Origin of the sequence: Lyngbya sp. CCY1209, from assembly GCF_035615495.1 — a bacterium.
Classification (GTDB): domain Bacteria; phylum Cyanobacteriota; class Cyanobacteriia; order Cyanobacteriales; family Microcoleaceae; genus Limnospira.
Genome location: NZ_JAJENU010000145.1, coordinates 1 through 9,974, shown reverse-complemented (window position 1 = coordinate 9,974; position 9,974 = coordinate 1). Strand labels below are relative to the sequence as shown.

8 protein-coding genes are annotated in these 9,974 nt (G+C 54.6%); 4 read left to right on the top strand and 4 right to left on the bottom strand.

Going from position 1 to position 9,974, the window contains the following annotated elements; all coding sequences use genetic code 11:
- Positions 1-179 precede the first annotated feature (179 nt).
- Together LKE08_RS01685 and LKE08_RS01680 are read left to right on the top strand one after the other, a co-directional pair.
- Complete coding sequence (locus LKE08_RS01685) at positions 180-2,411, top strand: FUSC family protein (RefSeq protein ID WP_324702457.1); 2,232 nt, start codon at positions 180-182, stop codon at positions 2,409-2,411.
- Between the two features lie 216 nt (positions 2,412-2,627).
- Complete coding sequence (locus LKE08_RS01680; protein ID WP_324702456.1) at positions 2,628-3,185, top strand: DUF6658 family protein; 558 nt, start codon at positions 2,628-2,630, stop codon at positions 3,183-3,185.
- 261 nt (positions 3,186-3,446) lie between these two features.
- On the opposite strand, the gene LKE08_RS01675 is transcribed toward LKE08_RS01680, so the two are convergent.
- Genes LKE08_RS01675 through rppA form a run of 3 tightly spaced genes read right to left on the bottom strand, consistent with a single transcriptional unit; the run spans position 3,447 to position 5,514 of the window.
- Complete coding sequence (locus tag LKE08_RS01675) at positions 3,447-4,097, bottom strand: ATP-binding protein (protein WP_324702455.1); 651 nt, start codon at positions 4,095-4,097, stop codon at positions 3,447-3,449.
- A complete protein-coding gene (locus LKE08_RS01670; protein WP_324702454.1) occupies positions 4,046-4,825 on the bottom strand; it encodes a hypothetical protein in 780 nt (259 codons plus the stop codon). The genes LKE08_RS01675 and LKE08_RS01670 overlap by 52 nt, the downstream gene beginning before the upstream one ends.
- Positions 4,822-5,514, bottom strand: a complete 693-nt coding sequence (rppA, locus tag LKE08_RS01665) for a two-component system response regulator RppA (protein WP_324702453.1) — start codon at positions 5,512-5,514, stop codon at positions 4,822-4,824. Before rppA ends, LKE08_RS01670 begins: the two co-directional genes overlap by 4 nt.
- A gap of 127 nt (positions 5,515-5,641) precedes the next feature.
- Here rppA and LKE08_RS01660 point away from each other — a divergent pair, with 127 nt between their 5' ends.
- Both LKE08_RS01660 and LKE08_RS01655 read left to right on the top strand, forming a co-directional pair.
- A complete protein-coding gene (locus LKE08_RS01660; RefSeq protein WP_324702452.1) occupies positions 5,642-6,265 on the top strand; it encodes a cobalt transporter in 624 nt (207 codons plus the stop codon).
- A 198-nt stretch (positions 6,266-6,463) separates the two neighbouring features.
- Positions 6,464-9,622 carry an efflux RND transporter permease subunit gene (locus LKE08_RS01655; RefSeq protein WP_324702451.1) on the top strand — a complete coding sequence of 1,053 codons (3,159 nt, stop codon included), beginning with the start codon at positions 6,464-6,466 and terminating at the stop codon, positions 9,620-9,622.
- Positions 9,623-9,787: 165 nt separating this feature from the next.
- Here the strand turns inward: LKE08_RS01655 and LKE08_RS01650 are convergent.
- On the bottom strand, positions 9,788-9,974 hold a 187-nt coding region (locus tag LKE08_RS01650), incomplete at its 5' end, for a hypothetical protein (RefSeq protein WP_324702450.1).

Genomic DNA, 9,974 nt, shown 5'->3' with positions numbered 1-9,974 from the left:
TTCGGGAGCTTGATAGCTCCGTCTCTTTAGAGCGGAGTGGAAAAGCGACACGGCGGCTTTAGCCGCATTGCCGTTATGTCGGCTCGTTGAAAGAAGAATCTCCGTCGCTGTCTTCGCGGAGAGTGTCAAACTGAGTTGGAACCGATCTGAACTTTTCGGAGATTCGAGCCGGAGTGCCTATGGAAACAAACCGCGATCGCCCGTTTAAATTTCTCTGGCAATTTACCAATCGAATCGAAGCTTACCGGGGCATCCGGGCGGGGATCGCCCTGGCTGTGCCCACCTTGGTCGGTCGGGCGGTGGGCTATCCGGAAACGGGATTTTACATCGGTTTGACCGGGGTATTTTTCATCCTCGGGGCGGTGGGCGGTCCCTATGGAACCCGGGCAAAAACGGCGATCGCGACTTTGGTCGGCGGAACCGTTGCCATCGGTTTGGGAACCCTGGTTTCGGCGATCGCGGCGGTGAAATTACTCGCCACTTTTTTGTGGATGTTTGCGGTGGGATACGCCGCCATTTACGGACATCCGGGGGTGATGGCGGGCATTGTCAGCGGCATATTATTTTTATTTACCATTCACCTTCCCCCCGGCGATCTGGCAGTGGCGGCGGAGCGGTCGGCGGTCGGGTTTGCGGGGGGAATTTGGGCGATCGCCCTGTGGTTGATTTTGTGGCCCCTGCGGCCCTATCTGCCCTTGAGAAAAGCGATTTCTCGCTGTTACGGAGCGATCGCGGACTACATTCAATTCGTGCTCAATCACTCCCCCGGCGACGAAATCCGGGGGGTCGCCCAGTGGCGAGAAACCCTGCAAATTGCCAAGGACGCCTACATCCTGAACCGCAGGGGACGGCGGGGCAATTCGGCGATCGGACAGGCGGCGGTGATGCTAATTCAAGATGCGGAACGGTTGATGATGTCGGTTTCCGCTTTGATCGAAGTGGCGGCGATTCACCGAGACCATCCCCAACAGATGACGGTGGGAGTTTTGGTCGATAATGCCCTGGAAAAAATTGCCTCGAATTTGCGAAATTTGGCGAAACTCACCCGCAACCAACCCGCCCGAATTGACGGCGACCGACTGCGGCAAATTTCGGAGGCTTTGAACCAACAAAAAGACCTGCAACAACGGACGATCGGCGATCGCGTCGAGGCCTATTCCGGTTTGATCGCCGTTGATCGCCTGGTGAATATTTTGAATCGGACGATCTGCCTGTTAGACCGCAGTGCCCACATCCTCTGGGAGATGAAACCGACGGCAGGCGGAGAACCGTCCGAGTCCTCTCCGGGAGAAACGGTGTTGCTCGAACCCACAAAAACCCCCCCGTTCGAGCCCCTGCGAGATAATTTTACCTTCAATTCTGCCTATTTTCGCCACGGCGTCCGCCTCGCTGTCGCCACGTCCGCCGGGGTGGCGATCGCGACTTTGGAAGCGATCCCCCACGGGTTTTGGATCAGTCTGACCGTTTTGTTGGTTTTGCAGCCGGATTTTGGCAGTACCTATCGGCGATTTTTTCACCGGATTTTGGGGACGATTTTGGGAGCGTTGCTGACTCCTCTATTGGCGATCGCGATACCTCAAACTTACATTTTGGAAGCGATCGCCGTCATTTCCGTTTCCGTCGCCTTTTCTTTGCTGCGGTTCAACTACGGCTTGGCGGTGTTTTTTATTACGGTTTACGCCGTCCTTTTGGAACAACTGCGGTCGGCCGAAGATGTCCGGGCGGCGACGGTCCGGGTGGTCGCCACTTTGATCGGGTCGGGGTTGGCATTTGCGGCCGCTTTTTTTCTGTTTCGCGATCGCGAGGAAAAACGATTTTTGGCGGCCGTGGCGACGGCGATCGCGGCCGGACGCCACTATTTCAAAACGGTGATGACTTCTTATTTCGGCGATCGGGAAATTGACCCGGATGCGATCGCCCGATGTCGCCACCAAAACCGACTCGCCCAATTTAACGCCCAAGTGTCCCTGCAAAAATTAATCGACGACCCCCACACCTCCCAAAATCAAATCGAAATGGGTGTGATGTTGATGCTCAATTTGACCCGCTTCAGCCGTGCGATCGCCGTTTTGATCGACCCGTTAAATCACTTCACCGGAACCGAACCCCACCCCGACATCGAAACCTTCGTCAGCCACGTCGATTTCGCCTTGGAACAGCTAGAAATTGCCATCAAGATCAAAAAACACCCCCCGCCTCTTCCCGACCTGCAAACCCCCCTCATGGACTTTAAAACTCACTTTGAAACCCTGCAAAAAACCCGCCTCGAAGAATTGACCGCCCGCCAGGAACGGACGCCCACCCGCCAAGTGTTGCTGGATTACAGCATCGTCAGTTTGGAACTCGAAGAAATGGCGGACTATTTGCAGGATATGTTTCGGGCGATCGGGGAGTTTACTCAATCCTCTTAAGCCGGCATTTAAAATAAAATATCCGGGGGGATCATGCTTCGGATAGATGACAAAAATACAAAAGCGATCGGGTCCCCCGCATCGCCCACAAAATGAGTTTGTCAAAGTTGAGTTCACACTTCCGATAGAGGAAAGTTACCCGGCGATTTTATAAGCTGATAGCGGTGGAATGATTCCATTGTTCAACATAGAAGTTAATTCGCGGAGATTTTTTAAGTGAAACGCTTATATCATTATCTCAAATCCCTTCGTCTGCGGCATCTCGTCACCGTATTTCTGGCGGGTACTCTGCTGGTCATCAGCACCGCCTGCGGCACCCCCGAAACCAAGGGTTTCCAGGGGGAGGTGGGTGCCTATCCCAATTCGGAACAGCCCGCCCGAACGGACGCCAGCCGCGCGGCTTCCAAGGCGAACCAACTCTCCGAAAATGCCAGAAAAAATATCGACAAAGTGAATAGTCCCGAGGATTTCGCCGAGGAATTTCAAGAGGGTAAACCCTTGGGAGAACGGGTCAAAAACCTTTCCAAAGATGTCGGCGAATCGTTCCAAGATTTGGGTCAGGGTGTGGCCGAAGAAACCCCCAACAAGGTGAATAACCTTAAGGAAAATACTGCGGATGCGGCGAAATCTGCAAAGCGGGCGGCTGAAAACGCATCGAATACGGTAAAAGAAACAGCCGAAGATACGGCAAAATCTGCCAAGCGAACCGCTGAAGATGCCACAACCTCGGCAAAACGGGCGGCTGAAGATGCCAAAGATGCCCTGGAAAGTTAGAAGTCTGTCTTAAGGTAGATAGCCAAATTGGCGTTGCTACCCTTAAACTGACCACCAATGGGATCTCATGCTCTCCTTGGTTTCCAAGTCACCCCCATTTCTCCTAGATCGTTTTCGGATTATTTAGGAAAAATGAGGGGTTTAATTTTTTTTAGGGAGTCGGGAGTCGGGAGTCGGGAGTCGGGAATTGTAGGGGGCCTTGGCTTGCGCCCTGACTTGAAACATTGGATTTAAAAACTACTCTTTTAATTTCGCCTATTTTTAAATATTAATTATGGAGTTTTTATTGTCTTTTATAGGCTCGGATAAAACGGCTATTTCTAGGGTAAAAATACTCCCACATCCGGGCTGACTTTCGACTTTGAGATGGGCCTGATGTTTGAGGGCGATCGCCCGCACGATCGCCAATCCCAGTCCCGTTCCCCCGGCTTTGCGAGAGCGGTGGCTATCCACCCGGTAAAAGCGCTCGAAAATGCGGTTCTGTTCGCCCGCAGGAATGCCGATTCCACTATCTTCGATCGCGACAACCGCCGTGCGTTCGCGTCGCTTCAAACTGACGCCAACCGTCCCCCCGTCGGGGGTGTATTGAATGGCATTCGCTATCAAATTGGAAACCAATCGATAGAGTTGCTGTTCGTGTCCCGAAACGTAAATTTGTTCCTCGGGAATCTGGGCGGATAGCCGAATATTGGACGCGATCGCTAGTTCCAAAAACTCTTCCGACAAATCGGCAATAATATCGTTGAGACAGCAGGGTTGAAACGGTTCCGAAACGCCATTTTTTTCCAAACTGCTGAGTAACAATAAATCGGCGATCAGGTGGCTCAACCGCCGCCCCTGCCGCTCCACCGTATTTAACATCATATCGACATTTTTGCGATCGCCGGACGGGAGTCGCAGGATGGCTTCCACCGTCGCCAAAAGGCTGGCGGCGATCGCAATTCGTGGGCGACGTCGGCGGTGAACTGCTGCTGTTGCCGATAGGATCGGTAAATCGGTTGCATCGCCAATCCCGACAGCCACCAACTCGAAATCGCCACCACACTCAGGGCGATCGGAAATCCGATCGCCAGGATCAATTGAATTCGCCTCACCTCGGCATCAAAGCCTTCTAACGTCCGCCCAATTTGCAGATAACCCCAGTAAGAATTGGAGTTACTTTTGCCGTGTAAAATTGTGGTAAACTGGCGGTAGCGATTCCCCTCGGAACTGCGAAACGTTTGCCACAATTCCGGGTTAATTTTTTGCGGTAACGGCAGCGGTTGATTGGGGGAAAACGCCAGCAGTCTGCCGCGGCGATCGAACAGGCGGATGTAGTACAGATCGCGATCGCTAATCCCGATGGTGTGCCGTTCGATCAAAGAGGGTCGAGTCTCGCAATCTCTGCCAACCGAACACAGATCCGGAAAGATTTTCTGTAAAATTTTGGTGGGATTTTCCGAGGGGGGAAGCAGGGGTTCCAAACTGTCGTGAAGCGTCCCGGCGTTGGACTCTATTTCCCGTTCCAAAGCCACCCAATTCGACCGAACCAGCGATCGATACATCCCCAATCCGGATACACTTAAAATCACCCCGGTAACGATCGCGTACCAGAGGGCCAGACGGATGCGGCTGCGGCGAAACATTTGATGGGTATTCATCGGAACCTATTGAATCGATAACCTTGGCCGGGAACCGTTTCGATGGGGCAGTCGCAATTGTAATTCGCCAATTTTCGACGCAACAGCCGCATCTGTGCCGCCACCACATTGCTGATCGGTTCTTCGTCGAGATCCCAAAGTTGACGGCGAATTTTACTGCCCGAAATGATGCGATCGGGATTTTGCATCAGGTAGGCGAGGATCTGAAATTCTTTCACCGTCAGAGGGATAATTTGAGACGTTTTTCCCGTACCGACGTGCAGGGCATTATTATCATAATCGAGGGCAAACGATCCGACGCTGAGGGTTTGGGGTTGAAGTTGGGGCGATCGCCGCTGGAGTGCCCGCAACCTCGCCAACAATTCCGCCATTACGAACGGTTTCACCAGATAATCGTCGGCCCCCGCATCCAACCCGGCGACGCGATTTTCCGGTTCTCCCAACGCCGTCAGCATCAGCACCGGCAACGGATTTTGACGCGATCGCAGCCGCCGACAGATTTCGAGCCCCGAGAGCCCCGGCAGCAGCCAATCCAAAACCGCCACGGTGTAATCCGTCCACTGACTTTCCAAATAATCCCAGGCCCGAGTCCCGTCCGTCACCCAATCCACCACATATTTTTCGCCCACCAAAACCTGTTTGATGGCCGTCCCCAAATCCGTTTCATCTTCCGCCAGCAGAATCCGCATCGTCCCCCAAAAGCGATCGCGACCTCGATTCTACCAAAACCCACCGCATTTCATCTCGATTTCATCTCCCCCGTGGCAGACTGTTAAAAATTTCGGTTCAGTTCAGTTTCAAGTGAGGAGTTATTCTATGAAATCCGTCGCACTCATGAGCCTTCTGACCCTCGGTTTGACCTTCGGGGCGCCCACCGTCGCCCTGTCCCACGTCGGACACGGAGACGAATTCCAAGCCACGGGAGGCATCGACCGGGTGCGGGTCAACCCCGAGACGGATTCGATGTTGGGTATCATTGTCGAGCCCATCCAACCCGCCGAAGATGGCAGTTTTGCCGTCACGGTGCCCGTCACTGCGATCGTGGATGCGGACGGCAAACAATTGGTTTTTGTGAAGTATGAAAATTTTTATGAACCCGTGGAAGTGACGATGGGAGAAACCCGGGGCGAGTTAGTGGAAATTACCGAAGGATTGTCCGTCGGGGAGGCGCTTGTGACCCAGGGGAGTTTGTCGCTTTACGCCGAATCCCGCAAAACCCAAACAGCCGAAACGGAAACCGCCGCGGCGCCGGTCGAGGAAGTGACGGCCCAGGAAGTCGCCCTCGAAGAGACTACCGAAACCGATGAAATCGTCGCGGTGCAACCCGAGGAAATGGCGCCAGAATCCGGCGGATTTCCGATGGGAATTTTAGCCGCGATCGGCGGCGGCGCGGTGCTCGTCGTGGGGGGATTCGCGATCGCCAACCGTTCGAGACAATAGCAGTGTGAAATAATTCGCAAAAATCCCGCCCGTTCAAAGCCCCCAGAATTGGGGGTTTGGGGGCGAGAAAATGTGCAGATGGTTTCTGATTGCCAAATCATCTCACATCCGGTTGAATATCCGAACCGCTTGGGAATCAATTCCAGAGGGCGCAAGCCTTGCGCCCCTACAATTCCCGACTCCCTACTCCCTAAAAAAATGTTGAATTCAATTCTCGATCGCATCCTAAAAACCGCGATCGCCCGCCGGTGGTCGGTCGTGGTCGGCGCCATATTGGTGACGGTTTGGGGGGTGTTCGGCGTCACGCAGATGCCGCTGGATGTGTTTCCCGAATTCGCGCCGCCCCAAGTGGACATTCAAACCGAAGCGGTGGGGCTCGCCCCCGAAGAAGTGGAAACCCAAATTACCGTCCCCATCGAAAGCGTCGTGAACGGCCTGCCGGGGGTGACGACGGTGCGATCGTCCTCCAAGGTGGGACTGTCGATGGTGCAGGTCGTTTTCGACCCGGACGCCGACATCTACAAAGCGCGGCAGTCGGTGGCCGAACGGCTGCAACAGGTGTCCAACCAGTTTCCAGAAGGGACCCACCCGCCAGAGATTTCGCCCTTGGTGTCCCCCCTGGGCACGATTTTGCAGTACGCCTTCACGGTCGAACCGGGGGGGCAAACCTCGCTGATGGACCTGCGTCGCCGGGTGGAAGTCACCCTCAGCAACCAGATTTTGTCCGTGCCCGGCGTTTCCAAAGTCACGATTTACGGGGGCGACGAACGACAGGAACAGGTGCTCATCGACCCGGAAAGACTGCGATCGCTCGATGTCTCCCTCACCGAAGTCGCCGACGCGGCCAGAGGCGCCAATTCCAACGCCCCCGGCGGTTTCTTAGTCGGCGGCGGACAGGAATTGTTGGTGCGCGGCATCGGCCAGATCCGGTCCGTCGAAGATTTGCGGCGATCGGCGGTCACGGTCCGGGACGGCATCCCCATTTTGCTCGAAGATGTCGCCGAAGTGAAGACGGGGGCGGCACTCAAGCGCGGCGACGCCAGTTTTAACGGACAACCCGCCGTGGTGATGATGATCGACAAACAGCCGCAGGTGGACACCCCCACCGTCACCGAGGCGGTGGAAGCGGTGATGGAGTCGCTGCAGCCGACGTTCCCCGCCGATGTCGCGATCGCGCGGACGTTCCGCCAGTCAAATTTCATCGATTCGGCCATCCGCAACGTCGGCGGTTCCCTCGTCCAGGGGATCATCGTCGTATCCGTGATCATGTTGCTATTTTTGATGAATTGGCGGACCGCGGCGATCGCTTTGAGTGCCATTCCCCTGTCTTTGATTGTCGGATTGCTGTTCATGAAAGCCTTCGGTTTGGGCATCAATACCATGACCCTCGGGGGATTGGTCGTCGCCATCGGGTCGGTGGTGGACGATGCGATCGTGGACATGGAAAACTGCTATCGCGGACTCCGGGCAAACCAGGCCCGGGGCAACCCGAAACACCCCTTTCAGGTGGTCTACGACACCTCGGTACAGGTGCGGCTGGCCGTGATTTTTTCTACGGTGATTATCGTCGTCGTATTCGCCCCGATTTTCAGTCTGACGGGGGTGGAAGGGCGCATATTCGCCCCGATGGGTCTGGCTTACCTACTCTCCATCGCCGCCTCCACCCTGGTCGCCATGACCCTCTCACCGGCCCTGTGCGCGATTTTGCTGGCCGATCGCCCCCTGCCACAGGAGGGCACCTTCGTCTCCCGCTGGGCCGAACGGCTGTATCGTCCCCTGCTAAATTTGTCGGTGCGGGCGCCCCAGATGATTTTGGGACTGGCCCTGGCCGCTTTGGTTGTCGCGATCGCGATCGTCCCCTCTCTCGGACGGGTATTTCTGCCGGAATTCCAGGAAAAATCGATGGTCAACTCGATGGTGTTGTTCCCCGGCGTCTCCCTGGACATGACCAATCGGGCGGGAATGGCCCTTTCCAAGTCCCTGGAGGGCAATCCCCTCTATGACTGGGTACAGGTGCGGGCCGGACGTTCCCCCGGCGACGCGGACGGGGCGGGGGTGAACATGGCCCACGTCGATGTGGAATTGAGCGATTTGGCGTTGAAAGATCGCGAAGCCAGCGTCGCGGAATTGCGGGAAGCGTTTCTGAAACTGCCGGGAGTGGCGCCCAATATCGGCGGGTTTATTTCCCACCGCATGGATGAGGTTTTATCGGGGGTCAGAAGTGCGATCGCGGTGAAAATTTTCGGCCCCGATTTGGCGGAATTGCGGCGAGTCGGCGAACAGGTTCGGGACGCGATCGAACCCGTCGAGGGGGTGGTGGATTTGCAACTCGAACCCCAACTCCCCATCCGCCAAGTTCAAATCGAATATGATCGCGCCGCGGCTGCAATTTACGGATTGACAATGGAACGGTTATCGGAGGTGGTGGAAACGGCCCTCAACGGCCGCGTCGTCTCCCAAGTTCCGGAAAATCAACAATTGATCGATATTTTCGTTTCGCTGACAGAAGAAGCCGCCAACAGTTTGGATGGGATTCGCGCCATCCCCCTGAGCACTCCCACCGGAGAAATCATCCCCCTGAGTGCGGTGGCAAACGTCGGTTACGGCACCGGTGCAAACGTGGTGAATCGGGAGGACGTATCGCGGTTGATCGTGGTTTCCGCCAACGTCGCGGAGCGCGATTTGGGCGGCGTCGTCGGCGACATCCAAGCCCGAATTCGCCGGGAAGTTCAATTGCCCGAGGGGTATTTTATCCAGTACGGCGGACAGTTTGAAGCGGAGCAAAATGCCACCAATAATTTACTGTTTTATAGCATTTTGGCGGCGATCGCGATCGCGATTTTGATGTTCTTTTCGGTGAAATCCCTCCCGGCGACGGTGGCTATCATGCTCAATTTACCCCTCGCCCTCGTCGGCGGCATTTTGTCCATCGCCCTCACCGGCGGTGTCATTTCCATCGCCTCCCTGGTGGGTTTTATTACCCTGTTCGGCGTCGCCGTCCGCAACGGGTTGTTATTGGTTGACAATTACAATCAAAAATTTTACCGGGGAATGGAGTTAAAAGATGTCATTATCGGCGGTTCCCTCGATCGCGTCAATGCCATCTTGATGACCGCGTTTACCTCCGCTTTGGGGATGTTGCCGCTGGCGATCGCAACCGGAGCCGGCAACGAGATTTTGCAACCGTTGGCGATCGTCGTTTTAGGCGGTTTGTTCACGTCTACGGCGTTGACGCTGCTCGTGATTCCCGCCCTTTACAGCCAATTCGGCCGCTGGTTAATGCCCAAACCCAATCTCACCGAAATCGAGAAAAATTTCCGCTTCCAAACCGAGCAGAAACCCTCGCAAATTTTGTAATTTTTCCTGAAAAATACGGGGATATTTCAAAAGAGTCACTTGTCGGGGCGCAAGGCTTGCGCCCCAATTTAAATTTCCGAAAAAATTTATACCTTTCGGACGGAGGTTAAATTTCGGCTTTAGTTGTAATTTGAGAAGAGTTAGAAAAAATGAAAGTTATTAAAATCATTCAACTTTTAATTCCTTTATTTTTTCAATCAAAAGAGTTGGACTAATAACAAAAAATAGAGAAATCAAACCTAAAGTCACCCATCCCAAAGGATTATCAACTATGATATCGCAAGTATCGCGCTCGTGTATCAACAGTTTCAATCGGGCTAGAAACCTTGAAACATCGATGTAAAGGTCATTT